General features: G+C 66.1%; 25 protein-coding genes and 1 tRNA gene. 18 read left to right on the plus strand and 8 right to left on the minus strand.

Going from position 1 to position 25132, the window contains the following annotated elements:
- Positions 1-19: 19 nt before the first annotated feature.
- Positions 20-250 (plus strand): CDGSH iron-sulfur domain-containing protein, encoded by a 231-nt coding sequence (locus tag NBT81_RS05225; protein ID WP_338741586.1) that lies wholly within the window; start codon positions 20-22, stop codon positions 248-250.
- 47 nt (positions 251-297) lie between these two features.
- Positions 298-2226, plus strand: coding sequence for a DUF7527 domain-containing protein (locus NBT81_RS05230; protein ID WP_338741588.1), 1929 nt, complete (start codon positions 298-300; stop codon positions 2224-2226).
- On the opposite strand, the gene NBT81_RS05235 is transcribed toward NBT81_RS05230, so the two are convergent.
- Positions 2223-2528, minus strand: a complete 306-nt coding sequence (locus NBT81_RS05235) for a hypothetical protein (protein ID WP_338741589.1) — start codon at positions 2526-2528, stop codon at positions 2223-2225. The two genes, NBT81_RS05230 and NBT81_RS05235, sit on opposite strands and share 4 nt — an antisense overlap.
- A 246-nt stretch (positions 2529-2774) precedes the next feature.
- Between NBT81_RS05235 and NBT81_RS05240 the strand changes: the two genes are divergently transcribed.
- From NBT81_RS05240 to NBT81_RS05250, 3 genes are all read left to right on the plus strand, one after another.
- Positions 2775-4106 carry an adenylosuccinate synthase gene (locus NBT81_RS05240; RefSeq protein WP_338741591.1) on the plus strand — a complete coding sequence of 444 codons (1332 nt, stop codon included), beginning with the start codon at positions 2775-2777 and terminating at the stop codon, positions 4104-4106.
- 54 nt (positions 4107-4160) lie between these two features.
- Complete coding sequence (locus NBT81_RS05245) at positions 4161-4505, plus strand: hypothetical protein (protein WP_338741593.1); 345 nt, start codon at positions 4161-4163, stop codon at positions 4503-4505.
- A gap of 63 nt (positions 4506-4568) precedes the next feature.
- Complete coding sequence (locus NBT81_RS05250; protein WP_338741596.1) at positions 4569-4709, plus strand: DUF7128 family protein; 141 nt, start codon at positions 4569-4571, stop codon at positions 4707-4709.
- Between the two features lie 2 nt (positions 4710-4711).
- Here the strand turns inward: NBT81_RS05250 and NBT81_RS05255 are convergent, their stop codons facing one another.
- Positions 4712-5140 (minus strand): DUF5796 family protein, encoded by a 429-nt coding sequence (locus NBT81_RS05255; RefSeq protein ID WP_338741598.1) that lies wholly within the window; start codon positions 5138-5140, stop codon positions 4712-4714.
- 51 nt (positions 5141-5191) lie between these two features.
- On the opposite strand from NBT81_RS05255, the gene NBT81_RS05260 reads away from it, so the two are divergent.
- Positions 5192-5335: a hypothetical protein gene (locus tag NBT81_RS05260; RefSeq protein WP_338741600.1), complete on the plus strand. Its 144-nt coding sequence runs from the start codon at positions 5192-5194 to the stop codon at positions 5333-5335.
- 18 nt (positions 5336-5353) lie between these two features.
- Here NBT81_RS05260 and pan1 read toward each other — a convergent pair whose 3' ends face one another.
- A complete protein-coding gene (pan1, locus tag NBT81_RS05265; protein ID WP_338741603.1) occupies positions 5354-6568 on the minus strand; it encodes a proteasome-activating nucleotidase Pan1 in 1215 nt (404 codons plus the stop codon).
- A gap of 159 nt (positions 6569-6727) precedes the next feature.
- Between pan1 and NBT81_RS05270 the strand changes: the two genes are divergently transcribed.
- Genes NBT81_RS05270 through rad50 form a run of 4 tightly spaced genes read left to right on the plus strand, consistent with a single transcriptional unit; the run spans position 6728 to position 11266 of the window.
- A complete protein-coding gene (locus NBT81_RS05270) occupies positions 6728-6988 on the plus strand; it encodes a helix-turn-helix domain-containing protein (RefSeq protein WP_338741606.1) in 261 nt (86 codons plus the stop codon).
- Between the two features lie 26 nt (positions 6989-7014).
- Complete coding sequence (locus tag NBT81_RS05275) at positions 7015-7326, plus strand: hypothetical protein (protein WP_338741608.1); 312 nt, start codon at positions 7015-7017, stop codon at positions 7324-7326.
- Positions 7323-8603, plus strand: coding sequence for a DNA double-strand break repair protein Mre11 (gene mre11, locus NBT81_RS05280; RefSeq protein WP_338741610.1), 1281 nt, complete (start codon positions 7323-7325; stop codon positions 8601-8603). The genes NBT81_RS05275 and mre11 overlap by 4 nt, the downstream gene beginning before the upstream one ends.
- Positions 8600-11266: a DNA double-strand break repair ATPase Rad50 gene (gene rad50, locus NBT81_RS05285; RefSeq protein WP_338741612.1), complete on the plus strand. Its 2667-nt coding sequence runs from the start codon at positions 8600-8602 to the stop codon at positions 11264-11266. The genes mre11 and rad50 overlap by 4 nt, the downstream gene beginning before the upstream one ends.
- On the opposite strand, the gene NBT81_RS05290 is transcribed toward rad50, so the two are convergent.
- The 3 genes from NBT81_RS05290 to NBT81_RS05300 are packed head-to-tail and all read right to left on the minus strand — an operon-like array spanning position 11267 to position 12317.
- On the minus strand, positions 11267-11689 hold the full coding sequence (locus NBT81_RS05290; protein ID WP_338741614.1) for a DUF7346 family protein: 423 nt from the start codon (positions 11687-11689) through the stop codon (positions 11267-11269).
- Positions 11690-11714: 25 nt separating this feature from the next.
- Positions 11715-12092 (minus strand): DUF7322 domain-containing protein, encoded by a 378-nt coding sequence (locus NBT81_RS05295; protein WP_338741616.1) that lies wholly within the window; start codon positions 12090-12092, stop codon positions 11715-11717.
- A 45-nt stretch (positions 12093-12137) separates the two neighbouring features.
- Complete coding sequence (locus NBT81_RS05300; protein WP_338742499.1) at positions 12138-12317, minus strand: DUF7331 family protein; 180 nt, start codon at positions 12315-12317, stop codon at positions 12138-12140.
- A 107-nt stretch (positions 12318-12424) separates the two neighbouring features.
- Here NBT81_RS05300 and NBT81_RS05305 point away from each other — a divergent pair, with 107 nt between their 5' ends.
- The 8 genes from NBT81_RS05305 to NBT81_RS05340 all read left to right on the plus strand — a co-directional run bounded on the left by NBT81_RS05305 (position 12425) and on the right by NBT81_RS05340 (position 22939).
- Positions 12425-16414 carry a DNA polymerase domain-containing protein gene (locus NBT81_RS05305; protein WP_338741618.1) on the plus strand — a complete coding sequence of 1330 codons (3990 nt, stop codon included), beginning with the start codon at positions 12425-12427 and terminating at the stop codon, positions 16412-16414.
- Between the two features lie 104 nt (positions 16415-16518).
- Entirely contained in the window at positions 16519-17436 is a 918-nt protein-coding gene (locus tag NBT81_RS05310; RefSeq protein WP_338741619.1) for an ABC transporter ATP-binding protein, read from the plus strand.
- 52 nt (positions 17437-17488) lie between these two features.
- A complete protein-coding gene (gene sufB, locus NBT81_RS05315; protein WP_338741620.1) occupies positions 17489-18916 on the plus strand; it encodes a Fe-S cluster assembly protein SufB in 1428 nt (475 codons plus the stop codon).
- A 2-nt stretch (positions 18917-18918) separates the two neighbouring features.
- Complete coding sequence (gene sufD / locus NBT81_RS05320) at positions 18919-20133, plus strand: Fe-S cluster assembly protein SufD (RefSeq protein WP_338741622.1); 1215 nt, start codon at positions 18919-18921, stop codon at positions 20131-20133.
- Positions 20134-20257: 124 nt separating this feature from the next.
- The gene (locus tag NBT81_RS05325) at positions 20258-20761 is read left to right on the plus strand and encodes a ferritin-like domain-containing protein (protein WP_338742500.1); all 504 of its coding nucleotides are present in this window, start codon (positions 20258-20260) and stop codon (positions 20759-20761) included.
- Positions 20762-20763: 2 nt separating this feature from the next.
- On the plus strand, positions 20764-21198 hold the full coding sequence (locus NBT81_RS05330) for a metal-dependent transcriptional regulator (RefSeq protein ID WP_338741624.1): 435 nt from the start codon (positions 20764-20766) through the stop codon (positions 21196-21198).
- Between the two features lie 58 nt (positions 21199-21256).
- Positions 21257-21329: transfer RNA gene (locus NBT81_RS05335), tRNA-Gln, on the plus strand.
- A 203-nt stretch (positions 21330-21532) separates the two neighbouring features.
- Entirely contained in the window at positions 21533-22939 is a 1407-nt protein-coding gene (locus NBT81_RS05340) for a short-chain fatty acid transporter (protein ID WP_338741625.1), read from the plus strand.
- 39 nt (positions 22940-22978) lie between these two features.
- Here the strand turns inward: NBT81_RS05340 and NBT81_RS05345 are convergent, their stop codons facing one another.
- Both NBT81_RS05345 and hisD read right to left on the minus strand, forming a co-directional pair.
- On the minus strand, positions 22979-23755 hold the full coding sequence (locus NBT81_RS05345; protein WP_338741627.1) for an SDR family NAD(P)-dependent oxidoreductase: 777 nt from the start codon (positions 23753-23755) through the stop codon (positions 22979-22981).
- Positions 23748-25022, minus strand: coding sequence for a histidinol dehydrogenase (gene hisD, locus NBT81_RS05350; protein ID WP_338741628.1), 1275 nt, complete (start codon positions 25020-25022; stop codon positions 23748-23750). The genes NBT81_RS05345 and hisD overlap by 8 nt, the downstream gene beginning before the upstream one ends.
- Positions 25023-25132: the final 110 nt, after the last annotated feature.

Consider the following 25132-nt stretch of genomic DNA (forward strand, 5'->3'; position numbering starts at 1 on the left):
CGGCCACCGACCGCGTGGTATGCCACGCGAAGTCACCCACACCGCGACCGGGCCGAAGATCATCACCCCCGACGACATCGACGACGACAAAGGCGACGTCGCCGTCTGTCTGTGTGGACTGAGTGCGGCGTACCCGTTCTGTGACGGCTCGCATCGACGGGCCGAGGGTGAGGACCCGGACGAACGGTACAAGTACGTCGACGGGGAGCGCCGACGGGTGACCGTGGCCTTCGCCGACGAGGAGGAGTGAGTCCGCCGCCGGAAAGTATTTGCGTCGCTTTCCTCCATATTCACGCGATGGACGGCGAGATTCTCGACGCGGTGACCGAGTGGGGAACCCGTTCCGTCGGGGACGGCGTCAGTGGGTTGTACACTCTCGCCGACGCGGACTTCTCCGGGGCCGTGACCGACGGGACCGCGTGGGCCTTCTTCCTCAACGGTCGGGTCGTCGGCGTCTTCGACGGCGACGTCGACGACTTCGAGGACGCCTCGTTGACTGCGTACACGGCCCCCGACATCTCGCTGCCGCTGTTGTACACCATGCAGGTGGGTGGTGGCGAAACGCGGGGCCAGTACTACTCGAACGAGACACCGCTGTCCGAGATCGACGACACGCTCTCTACCGGCAACTTCGTCGGCTACGTCGAACTCTCGGAGAACGTGCTCTCGGGGGACTACTACGTCGTCTACTACGGCGGGCGGTCGCTCCCGGTCGCCTTCGTCGGCAACGAACCCCGGCTCCTCACCGGCGACGAGGCGTTCGACCGCGCGGCCGACGAGGTCGGTATCTACTCCGTCGTCGACGCGGACGTGACGGTCGTCGACCTGCCCGACCGTCCCGATCCGGTCGACGAGGGGACTGGAACGGCGGTCGCGGCGGGAGCGGTAGACTCCGAAGATAGCGACGGGACGGTCGTCGAGGGCGCGGCGGGAGACGACGAGGAGACGGTCGAGGAGGGGACGACCGATCGGTCGCCGTCGAACGCCGGCACTGGTGACGACGCCGGCGGTGGAGTGAGCACCGATACGGTCGCGGACGACGACCGGGCCGACGCTCCCGGCGACGGGACGGTGTCCGAGAGCCCGGACGTGGACCTCGAACCGGCCGTGGAGGCCTCGACGGACGCTTCCGAGACGGCCTCGACGGAGCCCGACGTGACCGACGCCGACGATTCGGCCGTCACGGAATCGACCGCGAGCGGGACGCCAGCGGTACCGACCGACGTCGGGGCGGCGGGAGAGACCGAGACCGAATCGGATGTCGGTAGCGACACACCGGATGCCTCGACGGCGGGCGCGTCGGTCCCCGACCACGACGCGTCCGACGAGGTCGACCGTCTCCGTCACGAACTCGCCGACGTCCGGGACACACTCGCGGAAACGGCGTCCGAACGCGACGAGTACCGCGAGGAGGTCGAGCGACTTCGCGACCGGATCGAGCGCTTGGAGGCGGGGAGGACGGAGACGGATCCGGACAGCGGGACGGAACGGACGCTCGCGCCCGAGGAGGCGATCGCAGGGACGAACCTCTTCGTCAGATACGAGGACAAGTCCGGTGCGACGGTCGAGCGCGCCGCGGCGGGCCGCGTTCCCCCGGAGGAGTTGCGTGCCAACCTCCGGATCGAATACCACACCGAGTTCGAGACGGCGGACGTTCGGGTCGACGGTCGGCCGTTCGAAGCGTTCCTCCGCGGGACGGTCGAACACCGGTTCACCGAGTGGCTGTTGACCGAGTTACTCTACGAGATCCGACGGGTCGACGCCGGATCCGGCGTGTCGAAACTGTACGAGGCGGTCGAACGGATCGACCGGATCGACCTTGACGGCGAGGTGGCCGTCGATACCTCCGAGTCCGACGCTGATGCCGATGCCGAGGGGACGGCCGTATCCTTCGACGTGGTGTGCCGGGACAAGATGGGCGATCCGCTGTTCGTCGCCGACTTCTCGGACTCCCGCGATCCGACGCGGGCGCCGACGATCGAGTCGATCCTGGACGGGGCGACGTCGGTCGGTCGGTCAACGCCGTCGCTCGCGGCGGCGGCCGTCGTGACGACGAGTTTCTTCGATGCCGACGCGATGGAGGCCGCGGTCGACGCAACCAGAGGTGGGTTGTTCAGTCGGAGTTCGCGACGGAGTTACGTGAAGATCTCACGCAAACACGGGTTTCACCTGTGTCTGATCGAGGCGCGAGACGAGGACTTCTTCCTGACAGTTCCGGATCTCTAACTCTGGATCTCGGCGGTCTCTTCGATCTTCATCGAGTCGAGTTTCTCGACGATGGAGTCGATCTTCTCGTCGAGTTCGTCGACGAAATCCGCGGTGTCCTCGGTAGTGATCGCACCCTGGCTCGACGGTTCGATGAGGTTTTCCTCCTCGAGGACGCGGAGAGAGTACCGGACCTTGTGGTGAGGGTATCCCGTCTCGTTGGACATCTTCACGATACCGATCGGTTCGTTCCCGATGACCATCTTCAGCACCTGAAGATGTCGTTCCAGCATATCGACTTCTTTCTCGAGCCTGTCTATCATGACACTTGTTAACTTGTCGTTGCGGGTTTTAAAAGTTGCTGTGAGTGTCGGCGATCGAAAACCGGCGTTTGATAGTCGGAATGGGAGAGGTTAACGCTTCGGGTCGGCGTCGAAGTTGCGGGAAACCGCTCCGATACCGTCGCATCGGGCGTTTCGCGCCGTGTGTGTCCGTGATCACGGGGGGTCGCCGGAGTGATGGGCGTATCGTAATCGGTTTAGCGAGTCGGACGAAACGCACGGTCGGATATGACTGTCACCATCGTCGGATCCCAGCTCGGAGACGAGGGCAAGGGTGCCCTCGTCGACCTGTGGGGTGGGAACGCCGACATCGTGGTCCGGTATCAGGGCGGGGACAACGCCGGCCACACCGTCGTCGAGAGTGGTGAGGAGTACAAACTCTCCCTGGTTCCGAGCGGGGCCGTTCGCGGAAAGATCGGCGTCCTCGGCAACGGCTGTGTCGTCAACCCGCGGACGCTGTTCGACGAACTCGACGCCCTCCGTGACCGTGGGCTCGACCCCGACGTCCGCGTCGCGCGCCGCGCCCACGTCATCATGCCGTACCACCGCGTCCTCGACGGCATCGAGGAGGAGGCGAAAAGCGACGACGACCTGGAGGCCGGGACCACGGGCCGCGGGATCGGCCCGACCTACGAGGACAAGGTCGGTCGCCGCGGGATCCGGATCGGCGACCTGCTCGATCCCGACGTGTTGTGGGACCGCTTGGAGTACGTCGTCCCACAGAAGCGCGCGGTCGTTGAGGACGTCTTCGGCATGGAGGCCGGCGAGGAGTTCGACGTCGACGCGCTCCACGAGGAGTTCGCGGCCATCGGCCGCCGCCTCGACGAGGAAGGGATGACCGTCAACGCGGGCGACTTCCTCGGCGATAAACTCGACGCGGGCGAGAACCTGCTGTTCGAGGGCGCGCAGGGCACCTCTATCGACATCGACCACGGCATCTACCCCTACGTCACGTCCTCGAACCCGACTGCCGGCGGCGCGTCGACGGGCACCGGCGTCGGGCCGACGGTCGTCGGACAGGGAGAGGTCGTCGGCATCGTGAAGGCCTACCTCTCGCGGGTCGGCACCGGCCCCCTGCCGACCGAACTCGACGGCGACGACGAGGACCTGGCCGACTACATCCGCGAGAAGGGCGGCGAGTTCGGCACGGTCACGGGTCGGCCGCGCCGCATCGGTTGGCTCGACGTGCCCATGTTGCGCCACGCCGCCCGCGTGAGCGGCTTCACCGGCATCGCGGTCAACCACCTCGACGTCCTCGCCGGGATGGACGAGGTGAAGGTCGGCGACGCCTACGAACTCGACGGCGAGCGCTTGGAGACGATGCCCGCGACGACCGAGCGGTGGGCCGACTGCGAGCCGATCCTGAAGGAGTTCGAGCCGTGGCCCGAGGTGGACTGGGCTGCCGTCGCCGACGACGGCTACGACGCGCTCCCCGCGGCCGCACGAACCTACCTCGACTACCTGAGTTCGGAGGTCGGCGCACCCATCTACGCCGTCGGCGTCGGCCCGGACCGCGCCGAGACGGTCGAACTCGTCGACCCCTTCGAGCGGGACGCGTAGGCCGCCCCGCGACGACGCGGTGCGTTTTTGTTCGTCCCGGCACTGACTCCCGACGTGCACCGCTCGATCCGCTACGCCGTCGCCCTCCTCGTCGGCATCGGACTCGCCGCCATCGCTGGCGTCGTCTCCGATACGCACGGTCTCTCGTTGCTCTCCGTCGCAGTCGTCTACAGCGCCACCACCGCCCTCGTACTCGCCCACCGGGGCACCTGGGCCGACCTGTCGAGTCGAACGACGGAGTCGTCACGGAAACTCGGAGCCGTCGGCGGCGGCGTCGGCGCCTTCGCGGGGTCGACGCTGCTACAGGTGTCCATCCCGGTCGGCGTGACCGGACTCGGGTTGTATCTGTTCGGCATGGCCGTGACCGTCGCGGACGTGTCGCCGGTCGCCGACGGCTGACACCGCCGGTGTCCGGTTCGTCGCCGGGGTAATCTTTTACCGTCGGATCGCCGACGTACACACATGGTGACCACGACCGAGCGGGACGGCATGACGTGGTACGAGTGCGAGACCTGCGGTATGCTGTTCGACGCCGAGGAGGACGCGGCCCAACACGAGGATCACTGCGACGGCGACGAAGCCGACCCGTCCTACCTCCAGTAGCCTCACTCCTCGACCAGTTCGTACGACTGTTCGCCCCAGTCGTCCTCGACGAACACGAACACGCGGCCCCGAACCACCGACGGTTCGGCCTCGATCCGGCACCGCATCCCGTCCGGCGTGGCGACGGTGACGCCGGGGAAGAGTTCCTCGGCCTCGCCGCCGTCGAGGACGATCCGTCCCACACCCGTCGAATCTAGGATGTCGTCGTGGGTCTTCCGGTCGTTGACGTAGATCATCACGCCCTCGGTCCCTTCCGAGTCGGTGACGAGGACGTGTACTTCTTTTCCGGGACCGGTCGTGAGCGTCTCGCCCGCCGTCTCGGGCACGCCGCGGTAGAACGTCGTCCGTCCGTCGAGATACTCGACTTCCACCCCGCCGTCGAGGAGGTCAACGGAGAGGGTGCTGGGCGCGACGTCGTTGCGGATGGTCATACGCCCGTTACCGTCCGCCCGGGCAAAAACGTCGCGTCACGGGACGGACTTATGACCGAGCCGTCCCTCCTCGGCGGTGTGTTCCGATCGGACGACTCCGTGTGGCGTGTGGCCGCGACGACTGGGCTGGTGTATCTGCTCGCACTCGGTGGCCTGTTCGTTCTGCTGTTCCTGGTGCCGTACCTGCTGTGTTGAAACAGACGGGCGTGGCGCTTACGCGAACGCCGGCGACGTGCCGTGGTCGGTCGATTCGGCGCTGATCTTCTCCCACGCAGACACGAAGTCGTCCATGTAGATTTCGGTCCGGTCGTCGCGGATAGCGAACATCCCGGCCTCGGTGCAGACCGCCTTGATGTCGGCTCCCGAAGCGTCGTCGGCCATGTCGGCCAGTTCGTCGAAATCTACGTCGTCGGCGACGTTCATGTCCCGGGTGTGGATCTTGAAGATGATCTCGCGCCCCTCCTCGTCGGGCTTGGGCACCTCGATGAGGCGGTCGAACCGGCCGGGTCGGAGGATGGCGGGATCGAGCATGTCGAAGCGGTTGGTCGCGGCGATGATGCGGACCTCGCCCCGTTCCTCGAAGCCGTCCATCTCGGAGAGGAGTTGCATCATCGTCCGCTGGACCTCGGCGTCGCCCGAGGTCTTCGAATCCGTTCGCTTCGACGCGATGGCGTCGATTTCGTCGATGAACAGGACGGCCGGCTCGTTCTCGCGGGCCACCTCGAAGAGGTCGCGGACGAGTTTCGCACCCTCGCCGATGAACTTGTGGACGAGTTCCGATCCGGCCATCTTGATGAAGGTAGCGTCGGTCTGGTTGGCGACGGCCTTCGCGAGCATCGTCTTGCCCGTCCCCGGTGGGCCGTGCAGGAGGACGCCCGACGGCGGGTCGATGCCGACGTCCTCGAACATCCCGGGGCGTTCGAGAGGCATCTCGACCGTCTCGCGGACTTCCTTCATCTGCGCTTCGAGGCCGCCGATGTCCTCGTAGCGCACGTCCGGGCTGTGGTCGACCTGCATCACGCGGGCCCGAACGTCCGTCTCCTTGTCGAGGCGCTTGACGACCGAGAGGGAGTTGTTCACCGCGACCCGCGCGTCGGGTTCGAGGTCGGATCGCATCTCGTCAGTGACCTCCGTCACCGCCTCTTGGTTGTTGCCGTGCTGTTTGATGATGACGCCCTCGTCGGTCATCTCTTGGACCGTCGCGACGAACAGCGGCGACTGCTTGAGCTTCTTGTTCTCGTGGGTGAGCCGTTCGAGTTTCTGCTGGTACTTGTTGTTCTCGGCGTTGGCGTCCAGCAACTTGTCCCGCATCTCCTCGTTTTGTCCCTCCAACACGTCGAGGCGCTCGCGGAGCGCTTCGATCTTCTCCTGTTGAGACGCCGCCTCCTCGTCGTAGGGGAGGTCGACCTCGTCCACAGTATCGGTCATTGCGCGTTTTAACGCGCAGACTCATAAGAGACTTCGGGTGCGTGCGGTCTTCGCCGCCAGCCGTCCCCGCTCGACCCGTGGCGACCGACGATATATAACTCGTGAAAATATCTGGAGATAGCAAATATTATCACACTGTATGCCCGAGCGAAACACGACATGAGCACGACCGAGGACGTTCCACGCGACGCCGCATCGGATCGGTGGGCCGACGTGCGCGATTTGCCGCCCAGCGCGAAACTCGTCGCGAAGGTGCTCGACTACAACGAGACGTTGAGCCAGAGTCAACTCGCCGACGAGACGTTGTTACCGCCGCGGACGGTCCGATACGCCTTGAGCCGACTCGAAGACGCCGACGTGGTCGAGACACGGATTTCGTTTTCCGATGCCCGAAAGCGGCTCTACTCGCTGAAGATTTAACACCGAGAGGGCACCTATCCGGCCCCGTGACCGACGACGTCCGCGCGGCGCTTCGTGCGCTCGCGACCGACGGGTGTGTCGACGGCGACGGCGGGCCAGCGGCCGTCGTCGACGAGGCCGAGACGGCTTGTGGCGACGCCCGCGACGCCGCGGCCTTCCTCGTGGACGGCGGCCTCGACCGACTGCGCGCGGCGGTCGACCGTGCTGACTCGGAGACGGCGCGTCGAGGACGGCGCACGCTCGACGACCTCCGTCGGTTTCGGCTGGCCGTCGCGGACCACTTTCGCTCCGGTCGCGGAACGGTTTTGAGTCCCGGCGAGAAACGATCGGAGCGATGACTCGGGTGATCCACACCGGCGACACCCACGTCGGCTACCGACAGTACCACTCGCCGGACCGCCGGCAGGACTTCCTCGACGCGTTCGAGGCGGTGATCGACGACGCCGTGGACGCGGACGTCGACAGCGAGGGGCCGGACGCCCCTCTGGCCAACGGCGGAGCCGTTGACGCGGTGGTCCACGCCGGCGACCTGTTCCACGACCGCCGGCCCGACCTCCCCGATCTGCTCGGGGTGCTCTCTGCGCTTCGGGACCTCTCGGCCGCCGGCGTGCCCTTTCTGGCCGTCGTCGGCAACCACGAGGCGACCCGCGGGAGCCAGTGGCTCGATCTGTTCTCCGACCTCGGTCTGGCGACGCGACTGGACGACACCCCGACCGTCGTCGGCGACACGGCCTTCTACGGTCTCGATCACGTCCCCCGGTCCCGGCGCGACGACCTCGACTACGACTTCGTCCCCCACGACGCCGACACCGCCGCCCTCGTCGCCCACGGTCTGTTCACCCCGTTTCCCCACGCCGACTGGGATACGGAGACGGTACTCGAGGAGGCGACCGTCGACTTCGACGCCGTGTTGCTCGGCGACAATCACGTCCCCGACCGTGCCGAAATCGAGGGGACGTGGGTGACCTACTGCGGGTCGACTGAGCGCGCAAGCGCGGACGAACGCGACGCGCGTGGGTACAACCTCGTCGAGTTCGGGCCCGACGCCGGCGGCGACGCGACCGTCGACATCCGGCGGCGGTCGCTGGATACGCGCCCGTTCGTCTTCGTCGACGTGGAACTCTCCCCCGGCGAGGGCGTCGACCGCGTCCGCGAACAGGTCCGTCAACACGACCTCTCGGAGGCGGTGGTCGTGGTGACCATCACCGGCGACGGCGACCCCGTCGCCCCAGCGACCGTCGAGGAGGCCGCGGTCGAGGACGGTGCGCTGATCGCGCGCGTCACCGACCACCGGGCGGTCGGCGGCGACGCGACGGCCGCCGCCCCCGACGTGGACTTCGCCGACCCGGACGCCGCCGTCCGGGAACGACTCCGCGGGATGGAACTCTCCTCGCTCGGTCGTCGCCTCGACGAGACGGTCCGCGACGACGCGGTGGCCGACTCGAACGTCCGCGACCGGGTCGCCGAGTTCGTCGCCGACGCCGACCCGGTGGCGGTGGTCAACGACGAAGTCGACGAGGCCGACGGTGACTCGTCCAGTGATGCGGACGACGAGACACCGGACGCCAACGCGGACGACCCCGAGGACCAGGTGTCGATGGAGGACTTCCTGTGAAGTTCGATCGGATCCGGCTGCGGAACTTCCGGCCGTACGCCGACGCGGACCTCGATCTACGGGACGGCGTGACCGTGATCCACGGCCTCAACGGGAGCGGGAAGTCGTCGCTCTTGGAGGCGTGCTTCTTCGCGCTGTACGGGTCGACGGCGCTCGATGGCACCCTCGACGAAGTTATCTCCAACGGCGAGGAGGAGGCCGAAATCGACCTGTGGTTCACCCACGCGGACGGCGACTACCACGTCCACCGCCGCCTCCGGACGTCCGGCGACCGGACGACGACCGCCGACTGCGTCCTCGAGGGACCTGACGTGGCGGTCGAGGGCGCGCGCGACGTGCGGGCGTTCGTCGCCGACCTCCTCCGGATGGACGCCGAGGCGTTCGTCAACTGCGCGTACGTCCGACAGGGAGAGGTGAACCAACTCATCAACGCCTCGCCCGAGCAGCGACAGGACGTGATCGACGACCTCCTGCAGTTGGGGCGGCTGGAGGAGTACCGCGAACGCGCCGCAGACGCCCGCCTCGGCGTCGAGGACGTCCGCTCGGAGAAGCGGGGCGAACTCCGGAAGGTGGAGTCACAGATCGAGGCCAGAGAGGAGAAGGGTCTCTACGCGGCGCTCGACGAACTGGAGGGCCACCTCGCGGACGTCGACGAGCGGATCGAACACTACGAGCGCCAGCGGCAGAAGGCCGAGCGGACGAAAACCGAGGCCGAGGCGGTCCTCGAGGAGTACGAGGCAAAGCGGGCGGACCTCGACGCCGTCGAGGACGACATCGCGGAGTTGGAGACGACGATCCGGGAGGCCGAGAGCGAGCGCGAGGACCACCGCGAGGCGGTCCGCGAGGTGCGCGAGCGGATCGTGGAGTTGGAGACCGAACTCGAGACGCGTCTCGACGCGACGGAGTTGGACGAGGCGACCAGCGACGCCGTCGAGGCGCGTCGGGAGGAACTGGCCGAACGCGAGGAAGAGGTCCGGGACGCCCAGTCCGAGGCGAACGCGTCGGCGACGGCCCTGCGAAACCAGGCGGAGAACCTGGCGGCGAAGGCCGACGACCTGGCCGACCGCGCCGACGAAGCCGACGCGCGGGCTGTGGACCGTCGCGAGGCGGCGACGGAGCGCGAGGACGCCGCGGCGGAGCGGGAAGCCATCGTCGAGAACCTCGACGCGGAGGCGGCGGACCTCGAAGGCGAGTTCGACGACGCCCCCGTCGACCGCGGCGAGGCGGCTGACCGACGGGACGAGTTGCGCGAGCGCCGTGGCGAGACCCGCGAACGGGTCGCGGAGCTTGAAGCCACGCTGTCGTCGGCCCGCGACCGGGTCGACGAGGCCGAGGACCTGCTCGACGCCGGCAAGTGCCCCGAGTGTGGACAGCCAGTCGAGGACTCCCCACACGCCGACCGGATCGAGGAGTACCGCGAGCGGGTCGACGGCGTGGAGTCCGACTTGGCCGACACCCGCGAGCGGGCGGCCGACCTCGACGACCGGATCGAAGCGCTCGACGCCCTCGTCGAGGCCGAGGACCGATTAGCCGACATCGACGCCGAGCGCGACCGCCTCGAGGAACTGGCGGCGGCGGACCGTGAAGCGGCCGCCGACTTCCGTGACGACGCCGAGGAGGCCGGCACGGAGGCCGCCGACCTCCGTGAGCGGGCGGCGGAGACTCGTGAGGTCGCCGCCGAGAAGCGTGCGGAGGCGGCCGACGCCGAGGAGCGTGTCGAGGACCTGACAGCGGAGCTCGACGCAATCGAGGACCGTCGGGACCGCCTCGATGCGATCGAAGAGCGACTCGACCGGATCGACGACTGCGAGGCGACGATCGAGCGCCGCAGCGAGAGCGCCGAACGGATCGCGGAGACGAACGAGGAGCGTCGCGACCGACTCGCCGAACTGCGGGAGCGCCGCGACGACCTCCGCGAGGCGGTCGACGACGACGCGGTCGAGGCAGCCCGCACGAACAAGGAGAACGCCGCGTCGTACCTCGAAGACGTCGGCGAGAAACTCGACGAACTGTCCGACCGGCGCGACGAACTGCAGGCGAAGACCGGGGGTGTGCGAAGCGAGATCGACGCGCTCGAGAGGCTTCGGGACGAACGCGACGAGTTGGCCGACCGCGTCGCCGCCCTCGACGACCTCCACGAGGAGTGTTCGCAGTTGGAGGCCACTTACGGCGACCTACGGGCGGAACTGCGCCAGCGCAACGTCGAAACCCTCGAACGTCTACTGAACGAGACGTTCGACCTGATCTACGGCAACGACGCCTACGCCCACCTCCGGCTGGACGGCGACTACGAACTCTCGGTCGTCCAGAAGGACGGCAGCGAACTCGACCCTGCACAGCTCTCGGGCGGCGAGCGCGCCCTGTTCAACCTCAGCCTTCGGTGTGCGATCTACCGTCTGCTGGCCGAGGGAATCGACGGTGCGGCCCCGATGCCGCCGCTCATCCTCGACGAACCCACCGTCTTCCTCGATGCCGGCCACGTCTCCCGACTGGTCGACCTCGTCGAGGAGATGCGCGACTTGGGTGTGGCACAGATCGTCATCGTCAGCCACGACGAGAAACTCGTCGGCGCGGCCGACGACCTCGTCCGTGTCGAGAAGGACCCGCGGACGAACCGCTCGACGGTGTCCCGGTCCCGGCCGGCGACCGTCGCCGAGGAGTGATCACTCACGCAGCAGCGACACTGCCTCCCGCGTCGTCTCGGTGGCGTCGTAGCCCCGCTCCCCCGCGACGCGCGCCTCGGCGATCAGCCCGGCGGCCCGACACTCCGCGAGCAGTCCGTGCAGGTCGCTCTCACAGAGGTCGTACGCCTCCAAGAGCGTCCGCACGGCGAGCGGTCCCCGATCGGCGAGTTCGACCAGCAGGCCGAGTGCCTGTTCGTCGGGGGTCGCGGTGAGGAGCCGTCGAACCGACGCCGGCACCGCACCGGCCGCGGTCACGAGCGGCGACGCCTCGTCGTCGACGGTCAACGCGTCGTTCGGCAGGTAGCGTTCGCTCCCGGTTTCGGGGTCCCGGACGAGACTCGACTCCGACGACTGCTTCACGAGCAGGAACGTCCTCCCATCGTCGTCCCGGACGGTTCGCATGGTCGACGGGTGGTGTGGGGCGGAGTTAGGCGTTCCGCTCGTCGGCCCCGTCGTCATCGGGACCGGTCGCTTCGCCCTCCTCGCCGTGGCGCGTCTCGAACGCGCGGTAGTGTTGGTAGACGCGGACGCCCGCGACGGCTCCGACGGCAACCGCGGCGAGGCCGAGGGTCCACTGGCCGCGGAAGTACACGAGCATGGGTCCGAGGGCGAAGCCGAACACCGCGACGTTCGCCAGTAGAACGCTCCGCCAGAACGTCTCCATGATCTCGGGGTCGACGTCCGTCTCGTCGGTGTCGGGCGTGGGGATCCGCGGCAGGTCCTGCTCGGGGTCGCCCCAGCGGGACTCCGGGTCGACTTCGGGGTCCGGTTGCTCGGGTTCGTCCGGCCACGGATCGAGCGGCACGCTGAGAGCGTGCGAGCGCGGCGGCAAAAGGGTTCGGTTGCGGCCTTACGCGTACTCGTGGACGGACACCGCCCTCGACGACTCCACCCACGCGAGGGGGTTCTCCGCGTCGTAGAGTACCGTCCCATCCTCGACTTCGTACGCCTCGACGGTGTCGGTCCCGTCGTGATCCGGACGTCGGTCGTCAGCACTGTCCCACCTGCCTTCGTCGACGTGGTCGGACATCGTCACGGAGATTTGGTAGGGAATCACATGGTATATGTCTTTTCGTCGTGGCAGACGTTCCGTCCCGAGTGGCTGGGTTTTTACCGGGAAGCCCCGAAGGGGTCGGCATGACTCAGACCGAACTCACCGGGTCTTGGGGCACGACGGACGCCGAGAGACCCGACGCTGAGGCGGTCGCCGTCGCCGGTGACGCGGGGCAGTCGGTCGCGGAAGTCGTCGACGCGGCGGACCTGAAATTTCCGGACCCCGAGGGGACGGTCGACCTCTCGGTCACGCAGGTGGACTACACCGTCGAGGGAGGGGGTGCCGAGGAGTACCCCGTCGTCCACCTGTTCGGCCGACGGGCGGACGGCACGGCCGAACACGTCCGGGTGCTCGGGTTCGAACCCTACTTCTACGCACCGACGGCGAGTCTCGACGACGACGACCTCGACCGCGACGTGATCACGCGCACCGAGACGGGGTACGAGAGCATCCGCGGCGAACCGCTGACGAAGATCTGCACGCGGACGCCCCGCGACGTGGGGCAGATCCGCGACGAGTTCGACCACTTCGAGGCGGACATCCTCTTTCCCAACCGACTGCTGATCGACAAGGACATCGGCGGCGGCGTTCGGGTCCCGGTCCGGCGACTGGAGAGTGGTCCGATTCAGGTCCCACACGACGAACTGGCCGCGGTCGGTCCGCCCGAGGCCGACCTCAGGGTGAACACCTTCGACATCGAGGTCGACGACCGCTCGGGCTTCCCCGAGGAGGGTGAGGAGACGGTCGTCTGTCTCACCAGCCACGACTCCTACCGCGACGAGTACCTCGCGTGGCTCTACGAGGCCCCCGACGGCGACGGGGCGGTATCCGATGGCCTCGACTACGACGCCCTGAGCGACGGGATGGACGTCGACGTCCGGTCGTTCCCGACCGAAGCGGCGATGCTCGATGCCTTCCTCTCCTACGTCGAGGAGACCGACCCCGACGTACTGACGGGGTGGAACTTCGAGGACTTCGACGCTCCGTATCTCATCGACCGACTGGAGACCGTCGGCGCGCGCCCGGACGTAGACGCCGATCTGAACCCCGAGCGTCTGTCGCGGATCGACGAGGTGTGGCGGAGTGACTGGGGCGGCCCCACGGTGAAGGGACGGGTCGTCTTCGACCTCCTGTACGCCTACAAACGCACCCAGTTCACCGAACTGGAGTCGTACCGCCTCGACGCGGTTGGCGAACAGGAACTCGGCGCGGGCAAGGAACGCTACACCGGCGACATCGGCGACCTGTGGGAGGATGACCCCGAGCGCCTGTTGGAGTACAACCTCCGGGACGTGGAACTCTGTGTCGAACTCGACCGCAAGCGCGATATCATCTCTTTCTGGGACGAGGTGCGGACGTTCGTCGGCTGTAAGTTGGAGGACGCCCCTACGCCGGGCGACGCCGTGGACGTGTACGTCCTACACAAGGTCCACGGGGACTTCGCCCTCCCCTCGAAGGGGCGGGCCGACGCCGAGGACTACGAGGGCGGCGCGGTGTTCGACCCCATCACGGGTATCAAGGAGAACGTCAGCGTCCTCGACCTGAAGAGCCTGTACCCCATGTGCATGGTCACCATCAACGCCTCCCCGGAGACGAAAGTCGACCCCGAGGACTACGACGGCGACACCTACCACGCCCCCAACGGGACCCACTTCCGGAAGGAGCCGGACGGCGTCATCCGGGAGATGGTCGACGAGTTGCTGGAGGAGCGCGAACAGAAGAAAGCCGAGCGCAACGACCACGCCCCCGACAGTCAGGCCTACGAGCAGTACGACCGGCAGCAGCAAGCTGTCAAGGTAATCATGAACTGTTTCACGTCCGACACCGACGTGTTGACGCCCGACGGTGTCAGAAATATCCGGGACCTCGCGGTCGGCGACGACGTGTACTCGATCGACCCCGAAGCGATGAGTCTGGAGGTGAAACCGGTAACCGAGACCCACGCGTATCCGGACTACCGCGGCGATCTCGTCGACATCGAGACGAGTAAGATCGACTTCAGCGTCACGCCCAACCATCGGATGCTCGTCCGGAAGGACGACACCAACGGTGTCTCGTGGGACGACTTCCGGTTCGTCGAGGCCGGCGACCTGACCGAGTCGTCACACTACGAACTGCCACACGGCTGGGACGCCCCCGACGGTGAACGAGTTGACACCGTCGATCTGACCGAACTCCTCGACGGCGACTACGAGGTGTGGGCGAACAACGAGGTTCACGGACACACGCTCGCTGCCGAATTCGGCTGGTATCCGGACAAGATGGAAAAACAGGGCAGCGACGGGACGGGATACGTCCTCTCGGCCGCGCAGTTCGACGACCACCGAGAGTATCTGGACGACCACTGCTCCGAGTTCTACGTCCACGCCGAGCGTGGTCGGAAGTGGATACCCCGATTCTACGACGGCGACGACTTCCTCGAACTGTTGGCGTGGTACACCACCGAAGGATCGGTGTACACGTCCGAAGACAAACAGTTCGACGACGCGTTCCGCGGGTCGGCCACGACGGTGAACATCGCACAGGACGTCGTCGCCGACGGCGGTGACGTGGACGAGCACACCGCAATCGGCGAACTCCTCGATCGGATGGGGTTCGACCACTACGCCGACGAGCGAGGATACCAGTTCACCTCCCGACTTCTCGGGCGATGGCTCGAAGAAGCGTGTGGCGAGAACAGTTTCGAGAAGCGGATTCCGGAGTTCGTGTTCGAGGCGAGCGCAGAACAAAAAGAGCGATTCCTCGACACGCTGATCGCCGGCGACGGCGACCGGCAGGTGAACAGTTGGCGGTACTCCACGGCGAGCGAACGACTACGTGACGACGTGCTCCGCCTGTGTGCTCACCTCGGCCTGACCGCGAACTACAACCGCGATGGCGACACGTGGCGCATCTACTGCACCGAGAACGCCACGAACAGTTTCCGGATGCACCGCTCGGGCGGTCGAAGCACCGCCGCCGACGGCGCGTACTGTGTCACCGTCGCGGACAACAACACGCTCCTCGCGGGTCGGAACGGTACATTCCAGTTCGTCGGCAACTCTCTGTACGGCGTTCTGGGATGGGACCGGTTCCGTCTCTACGACCGGGAGATGGGCGCGGCCGTCACCGCCACCGGCCGCGACGTCATCGAACACACCCAGTCCGCCGCCAACGACGTGGGGTACGAGGTGGCTTACGGCGACACCGATTCAGTCATGTTAGAAATCGGAGAGGGAACCGTCGCCGACGAGGTCCCCGACGAGGTACGGGAGGCCCACCCCGACGCCGACGAGGCGGACCTCCGGCGCATCGCCGGGGCCATCGAGACGGGCTACGAACTCGAGGAGAGCATCAACGACTCCTACGACGCCTTCGCCCGCGAGGAGTTGAACGCCCACGAACACCGCTTCCAGATCGAGTTCGAGAAGCTCTACCGGCGGTTCTTCCAGGCGGGCAAGAAGAAGCGCTACGCCGGCCACATCGTCTGGAAGGAGGGAAAACACGTCGACGACATCGACATCACGGGCTTCGAGTACAAGCGCTCTGACATCGCGCCGATCACCAAGGAGGTTCAGCGACGGGTCATCGAGATGATCGTCACCGGCGACGACGTCGACGACATCGAGGAGTACGTCCACGACGTGATCGCCGACTTCGAGGCAGGGAACGTCGATTTAGACGACGTGGGTATCCCCGGCGGGATCGGCAAGCGACTCACGGCCTACGACACAGACACGGCACAGGTCCGGGGCGCGAAGTATTCCAACCACCTCCTCGGGACGAACTTCCAGCGGGGGAGCAAGCCAAAGCGCCTCTACCTGAAGAAGGTCCATCCCGAATTCTTCCGGCGATTGGAGGCCGAGGAGGAGTTCGATCCACAGACCGACGACCTCTACGCGTCGTTCAAGCGCGACCCCGACGTGATCTGTTTCGAGTACGCCGACCAGATCCCCGAGGCGTTCGAGATCGACTGGGACAAGATGCTGGAGAAGACGCTCAAGGGACCGATCGAGCGGATCATCGAGGCACTCGGCCTCTCGTGGGACGAGGTGAAAAGCGGCCAGCGACAGACCGGACTCGGCCAATTCTGAGCCGGCTCTTCCGGCTGTGAAAATATTCCTTTTCGATACGGAAACTCGAAGGGGGAGAATGCGTAAGCATTATGCGTGTTACACTCCACCCGTACCATAGGGAAATGGCAACACTACAGATCAACAACCTTCACGCGGAAGTCGCAGAAGAGGACGGCGAAACAATCCTCCGTGGCGTCGATCTCGAGGTCGATTCGGGCGAGATTCACGCCCTGATGGGCCCCAACGGATCGGGTAAGTCGACCACCGCGAAGGTGATCGCCGGTCACCCGGCCTACGAGGTCACCGACGGCGAGATCACCCTCGTCCTCGACGACGAGGACCTCGACGACATCGACGGGGAGGAACCCGACGAAAAGCGGACGTGGAACCTCCTCGAACTCGAACCCAACGAGCGCGCGGCACTCGGCATCTTCCTCGGTTTCCAGTATCCGGCCGAGATCGAGGGTGTCACCATGACGAACTTCCTCCGACAGGCGCTCAACGCCAAACACGAGGAGCGCGAGGAGCTGTTCGAGGAGGAGGAAGAGGAGGCCGACGCCGACGAGGACGACGCCGGCTACGACACCTCCCCGATGGAGGGTGACGTCGACGACGGCGAGATCGGCGTCGCCGAGTTCCAGCAACTGTTGAAAGAGAAGATGGAGCTGCTGGACATGGACGAGAAGTTCGCCCAGCGCTACCTCAACGCCGGGTTCTCCGGCGGCGAGAAGAAACAGAACGAGGTGCTGCAGGCGGCGATCCTCGAGCCCTCGATCGCGGTGCTCGACGAGATCGACTCCGGCCTCGACATCGACCGGCTGCAGGACGTCTCCGAGGGGATCAACGCCCTCCGCGACGAACAGGGCACGGGTGTTCTCCAGATCACCCACTACCAGCGCATCCTCGACTACGTCGAACCGGACCACGTTCACGTCATGATCGATGGCGAGATCGCGAAAAGCGGCGGTGCGGAACTGGCCGAGAAGCTCGAGGACGAAGGTTACGACTGGGTCCGCGAGCAGGTCTACGAGGCGGCGTAACGTGAATAGTTTACGCACAAGCATATAAGCAAACAGGATTAACAACATACGTATGAGCTCGAACGAGGATCTCAAAGACACCAACACCGAAGCGCGATTCGAATTCAAGAAAAAGGAGCGCTCCTCCTTCCAGGCGGAGAAGGGCCTCACCGAGGAGACGATCCGCGTCATCTCGGAGGACAAGGGCGAACCGGAGTGGATGCTGAAGCGGCGTCTCCGCGCACTGGAGCACTTCCAGGAGATGCCGATGCCCACGGACTGGCCTGGCCAGCCCGACCTGAGTGAGGTCGACGTCGACGAAATCGTCCCGTACATCCGGCCCGACGTCGAGACACGCGAGAGCGTCGACGACTGGACGGACCTGCCGGACGACATCAAGGACACCTTCGACAAACTGGGTATCCCCGAGGCCGAGAAGAACGCCCTCTCGGGTGTCGGCGCGCAGTACGAGTCCGAGGTCGTCTACCAGAACATGCAGGAGCAGTGGGAGGAGAAGGGCGTCATCTTCTGCAACATGGACGAGGCCGTCCGAGAGCACGAGGACCTCGTCCGCGAGCACTTCATGACGAAGTGCGTCCCCCCGAGCGACAACAAGTTCGCGGCGCTCCACGGCGCCATCTGGTCCGGTGGGTCGTTCGTCTACGTCCCGGAGGACACCGTCGTCGAGATGCCCGTGCAGGCGTACTTCCGGATGAACTCAGAGGGGATGGGTCAGTTCGAGCACACGCTCATCATCGCCGAGGAGGGGTCGGAGGTTCACTACATCGAGGGCTGTTCGGCCCCGAAGTACTCCGCGTTCAACCTCCACTCCGGCGGCGTCGAGGTGTTCGTCGGTGAGGACGCACACGTCCAGTACTCTACGGTCCAGAACTGGTCGAAGAACACCTACAACCTGAACACGAAGCGTGCGCTCGTCGAGGCCGACGGGCGCATGGAGTGGATCTCCGGCTCCATGGGGTCGAAGGCGACGATGCTCTACCCCGCCTCGATCCTCAAGGGTCGGGGCGCGTCGGACAACCACATCACCATCGCCTTCGCGGGCGAGGGTCAGAACATCGACACCGGGGCGAAGGTGTACCACAACGCCCCGGAGACGAAGTCGACCATCGAGTCCAAGTCCATCTCGAAGGACGGTGGCCGCACCAACTACAGAGGACTGGTCCACATCGCGGACGGCGCGTCGGACTCCTCGACCGCCGTCGAGTGTGACGCGCTGATGTTCGACAACGAGTCCACGTCGGACACCATGCCGTACATGGAGATCAACGAGTCGAAAGTCGACGTGGCCCACGAGGCGACCGTCGGGAAGATCGGCGACGAGGACATCTTCTACCTCCAGAGCCGTGGCCTCGACGACGACGACGCAAAGCAGATGATCGTCTCGGGCTTCATCGAACCGCTCACCGAGGAACTGCCTATCGAGTACGCGGTCGAACTCAACCGTCTCGTCGAACTCGAGATGGAGGGGAGCCTCGGATAACCATGAGTGCGCAGGTACCAGCCGACCTCTCGGAAGCGACGGTCCACCAGATCGCGGAGCGCCGCGACGAGCCGGACTGGCTCCGCGAGACGCGGCTCAAGGCGCTCAAGGCGATGGATCGCCTGGAGATGCCCGACGTCATCAACACGCCCGGACGTCGGTGGACCGACCTCGACCAACTCGACTTCGGCGAACTGGCCGACCCGCTCAACCAGTCCGACGACACCGAACGCGTCACGGACGAGGGCGTCGAGGTGCTGTCGTTCACCGAGGCGATGGTGGAGTACCCGGAGCTCCTCGAGGAGAACTTCGGCTCCGTCATCGACCCGGAGACGAACTACCTGACCGCGCTGTCGGTCGCGCTGTTCACGACGGGCACCTTCGTCTACGTCCCCGAGGGCGTCGACGCCGAGGACGTGACCATCCGGACGGACATGAACTCGCGGTCGCTGTTCAGCCACACGCTCGTCGTCACCGAGGACTCGTCGTCGGTGACGATCCTCGAGCGGATCGACACCGGCGACGAGGCCGTCGAGGGCGAGCGCTACTACAGCAACCTCGTCGAGGTCGACGCGGGCGAGAACAGTTACGTCCAGTACGGGTCGCTCCAGACGCTCGATCGGGACACGTACAACGTCACGCTCAAGCGCGGCGACGCCGACGTGTACGCGACGATCGACTGGATCGAGGGCAACCTCGGCTCCCGGCTTACCCGCTCGGACATCGAGACGGAGCTCAACGGCGACAGCTCCGAGAGCCAGATCGTCGGGGCCTTCTTCGCCCACGAGGACCAGCACTTCGACGTGAACGCGCGAGTGTGGCACGAGGCCGAACACACCACGGCCGACCTGGTCACGCGGGGCGTCCTCGACGACACGGCGCGCTCGGTGTACGAGGGTGTCCAAGACGTCGGCCGTGACGCCTGGGACACCAACTCCTACCAGCGGGAGAACACGCTTATGCTGAGCGACGACAGCGAGGCCGACGCCTCGCCGAAGCTCATCATCAACAACCACGACACCGAGGCGTCCCACTCTGCGACGGTCGGACAGGTCGACCAGGAGGACCTGCTGTACCTGACCTCCCGATCCATCTCCGAGCGCGACGCCCGGAACATGCTCGTTGAGGGCTTCTTCGTCCCCGTCTTCGAGGAGATCGCGGTCGACGAACTCCGAGAGGACCTCCAGTCCCGGATCAGGGCCCGCCTGCGCGAGTAGTTCCGAGGACTGGAACTGGACCGCTCGACGGGCACAGGGAACGCCTTAAGTTCCCCTCGCCCCGAACACGTCGTATGACCGTCCCGGCCACACGCGTCGTCGTCCGGAGGTGGCACGCACCGCCATGAGCGTCAGCCACCGGGTCGGCTCCGACCACCAACTCGCCCGCCTGCTCCAGATCGGTATCGTCTTGGAGGAAGTGGTCGAGGCCCGCGCCCACCACCACTACCAGTCGCTCGACACGGAGGCGGAGGCTGCGACGCTCGACCCCGAAATCGAAGCCCTGCTCGCCGGTGCCGCCGAGGAGTCGGCCGTCCACCGCGAGCGGTTGGAAGAGTTGATCGCCGACCTCGACGCCGAGAGCGTCCCGTTCGAGGACATCGAGCGACTCGTCGAGGCACAGTACGGACAGACCAAGCCCGACGACTTCGACGGCGTCCTCTACGATCAGCTCTGCAACGAGGAGACGGCGTACAAGTTCTACGACGATCTGGTAGCGGCGATCGAGGCCAGCGACGCGCGATTCTCGATCGACCGCGACCGGGTCCTCGACACCCTGCGATCCATCCGCGAGGAGGAGGCCGAGGGGGTCGAAGAGGTGACGACCATCATGGAGGAACGCGACTAGCGATGAACACGGCAGACCAGTACCTCAAGGCGATCTACCTGATTCAGGAGATGGAAGACGGTCCCGCGTCGACCGGGACGCTTGCGGACATGCTCGACGTGAGTCCCGCGAGCGCCAACGAGATGATCGGCAAACTCGAGGGCCGCGGCCTCGCCGACCACGAGAAGTACAAGGGTGTTCGCCTCACCGACGAGGGCATCGCCCGCGCTCGGGACGCGCTACAGACGTACTGCATCATCGAGCGGTTCCTCGCGAACGTCCTCGACGTGGAGGATTTCCGTGCCGAGGCTCGCGATCTCGAAGCCGTCATCGACGACACAGTGGCCGAGCGCCTCGATACGATCATCGACCGCAACCCCAACTGTCCGGACTGTTTCGACGCCGAAAGCGACGCCTGCCGGGAACTCGAAGTCGAGTGTGAGCGGCCGGCGGACTGATCGCGAACGGCCGGATTTATATCTCGTGCGCGTCGAGTGACGACCGAAGTGCCGATGCAGTCCCGTGGTGTAGTGGCCAATCATCTGGGCCTTTGGAGCCCAGGACGGCGGTTCGAATCCGCCCGGGACTATACTTTTCAAAGAACGAATCTAAGGAATAAATAACCGACTCTGGATTCGACGCAGTGCACGGAACGTAGGGAGGCGACCGTGATCAGAATCGACGCGACCGTTTCCAGTCTATGTGACAGTCTCGTCCCCTGTTACGTCCGTCCCTTTCTCACAAAAATTCCCGAACGTTTATATGAGATGCTTGGGCGTGTATCTACGTACCATGTCAGCGTCTCGCAGCCCAATACAAGCGTTCGGCCAAGGGATGGCCAACTGGTCGGAGAAGTGGATCCCGAACCCGTTCCTGTTCGCTGTACTGCTCACGATCATCGCGTACATCGCGGCGAACGTCGCGACACCAGACGGTCCGATCGAAAACGTCCGGAACTGGTACGGCGGGTTCTGGACGCTACTGACGTTCGCGATGCAGATGGTGCTCATCCTCGTGACCGGATACGCCGTCGCGGACTCCGATTTGGTCAGTAACTACCTCGACAAGCTCGCCGCGTGGCCGGACAACAACTCGCAGGCGGCGGCCCTCACCGGCGTCGTCGGCATGTTCGGCGGCTACTTCCACTGGGGCGTCGGCCTCATCGTCGGGGCGATTTTCGCCATCTTCGTCGCCCGCGCCGGCTACAAGCGCGGGAAGACGTTCCACTACCCCATCCTCTGTGCGGCCGGCTACACGAGTCAGGTCATCTGGCACGTCGGTCCCTCGACGAGTGCGGGATTGCTCTCCGCGACGGAGGATCACCCCTTCGTCGACACCATCGGCGTCGTCCCGCTCTCGGAGTCGGTGTTCACCGTGTACGCCCTCGGCATCGCCGTCCTCGTCCTGATCACGGTCACCATCACGCTGTACTTCCTCGCTCCAGAAGAGGAGAACGCGACCGGCATCGAGGACTACGCGCCCAGCCTCCTCGACGCCGACATCGAAGCGCTCTCGGAGCCGACCGACCCCGAACCCCAGACCGACGGCGGCGTCGAGCAGGCCACGCCCGCGGATCGGATCAACGACAGTCGGCTCATCGCGTACCTCCTCGCCCTCGGGATGCTCGTATACATCGTCGACTACCTCGCACAGGTCGGCACCATCGGCGAGGCGCTCGACCTGAACCTGTTCAACTTCATCTTCATCACGCTCGGCCTGTTCCTCCACAAGACGCCGCGGGCGTACATGGAGGCGATCCGCGACGCCACCGAAGGTGCGGCGGGCATCATCCTCCAGTTCCCGTTCTACGCCGGCATCCTCGGCATCATCAGTGGCTCCGGCCTGTCCGACCTCATCGCCGAAGCGCTCCTCGACATCGCGACGCCCGCCACCTTCCCCGTCATCGCGTGGCTGCTGGGCGGCGTTATGAACCTGTTCGTCCCGAGTGGCGGTGGTGAGTGGGGGATCATCGGCGGCATCATCGGCGGCACGGCCGTCGAACTCGGCGTTCCGCCGGGCAAGGCCATCATCGCCTACGGCACCGGCGACATGTGGACCAACATGTTCCAGCCGTTCTGGGCCATCCCGCTACTCGGCCTGACGAAGGTCCGGGCCCGGGACATCCTCGGCTACACGATGATCATCATGATCGTGCTGACGCCGGTGTTCGGGCTCGGACTGTACTTCCTGCCGTACTGAATCGCCCGCGTTCCGCGAGGGATCGGTCCCTCGCTCCCGTCAGTACCAGACGCTCCCGGCCGTGACGTTGATGTCCTGACCGGTGACGTGTCGCGCCTTCTCGCTCGCGAGATACGCGACCATGTTCGCGACGTCCTCCGGATCGACGAGGTCGCCGAGTGCGGCGTCGTCGGTGAACACGCGGCGCTTGGCCTCCTCGTAGGGGACGTCGAGTTCCGCGGCCTGTTCCTCGATCACGTCCCGGATGCGGGGCCCCTTCGTCGCACCGGGACACACCGCGTTCGCGGTGACGCCGTCGTCGCCGAGTTCGAACGCGAGCGTCCGCGTGAATCCGATGACGGCCATCTTCGAGGCGGTGTACGGCGTGCGGTTCTCCAGCGGTCGCTTCCCGCTGATCGAGGAGATGTTGACGACGCGGCCGGCGTCGCTCGCCCGGAGGTGATCGACTGCGTGTTTGGTCGTCCGGAACATCCCGGTGACGTTGACGTCCATCGTCGACTCCCACTCCGCGACGGTCACGTCTTCGACGGGTGCAGTCGGCCCGGCGATGCCGGCGTTGTTGACGAGGATATCCAACCCCTCGAACGCCTCGACCGTCTCCTCGATCGACGACCGGACGGAGTCCTCGTCGGTGACGTCCGTCCGGACGGGAAGCGCCCCCTCGCCGATGGCGTCGGCCGTCTCTCGGATCCCGTCGCCCCGGGCGGCGACGGCGACGCTCGCTCCGTCGGCGGCGAGCGTGAGCGCGATTTCGCGCCCGATACCCTGGCTGCCGCCGGTGACGAAGGCGGTTCGATCCTCCAGTGGCTCACTCATCGCGCAGGCGGGCCTCCGCGGAGAGTTGGTGGCCGTGTGTTCCCTCCAGTTCACAGATGCGGGCGGCCCACTCCGCAACCTCCGCCGCGCCCTCGGCGGTCGCCTCCTGGTGGGTGAGCGTCTTCAGGTACGTCCCCACCCAGATGCCGCCGCTGTAGCGGGACACCTCGAGCGTCGGGAGGCTGTGGTTGGTACCGACCGCCTTGTCCCCGAACACGACCGGGGAGTGTTCGCCGATGAACAGCGACCCGTAGTTCCGGAGGCCGTCGACGAGGTCGCGGGGCGAGTCGACCATCAACTGGAGGTGTTCCATGGCGTACTCGTTAGCCGCCTCGACGGCCGTCTCGCGGTCCGGAACGATCAGGACTTCGCCGTTCTCCGCCCACGACTCGCGGGCGACCTCCTCGGTGCGGAGCCCCGGCAACTGGTCGTCGACGGCCTCCATCACGGCCCGGGCGTGGTCCTCGTCGAGGTCGATCAGGACGGGACGCGAGTTCGGGTCGTGTTCGGCCTGTGCGAGTAGATCCGTTGCGACGAGGCCGGGGTCGACGGTGTCGTCGGCGACGATCAGCACCTCGGTCGGCCCGGCGAGGAAGTCGATCCCGACGTGGCCGTACACCTGTCGCTTGGCCTCCGTCGTGAACACGTTTCCGGGGCCGGCGATCTTGTCGACGCTCGGGATCGTCTCGGTGCCGTAGGCCATCCCCCCGATGGCCTGTGCGCCGCCCGCGACGTACACCTCGTCGGCTCCCGCGCTGTCCATCGCGTACAGTTGTGCGGACTGGATGGTGCCGTCGGACTGTGGCGGCGCACAGGCGACGACGCGGTCGACCCCGGCGATCGTCGCGGGGACGATCGACATCGCGGGTGCGGCGACCAGCGGGTGGCGACCCCCGGGGACGTAGACGCCCGCGGTCTCGATCGGAACGATCCGCTGTCCGAGGTAGACACCGTCCTGGAACTCCTTCTCGAAGGACTGGATGTGATCGCGCTGTTCCTCGTGGAACCGCCGGACGTTGGCGATGGTGTGGTCGATCGTCTCGCGTTCGTCCTCGGTGAGGTCCTCCCGGGCCGCCTCGATCTCGGCCTCCGAGACGCGGAGATCCTCCCGGTCGACCTCGTCCCACCGCCGTGTGAACTTCCGGATCGCGTCGTCGCCGTCCGCCCGTACGTCCGAGAGGACGTCGTGGACCGCGTCGGTCACGTCCTGTGGGATCTCGAGCGAGACGTCCGCCGCTTCCTTGAGATACGTCCCATCGGGATGCATACATCGTGCTTCCCCTCGAGCGTATAAAAGACTGCGTTCGGCACGCCACCGACCGGGACCACCCGGATTGATCGCCGTCCCGACGAGACGGCGGGGAACGGAACGGAACG

The sequence above is a fragment of the Haloplanus sp. CK5-1 genome, from assembly GCF_037201915.1.
In the GTDB taxonomy this organism is placed as follows: domain Archaea; phylum Halobacteriota; class Halobacteria; order Halobacteriales; family Haloferacaceae; genus Haloplanus; species Haloplanus salilacus.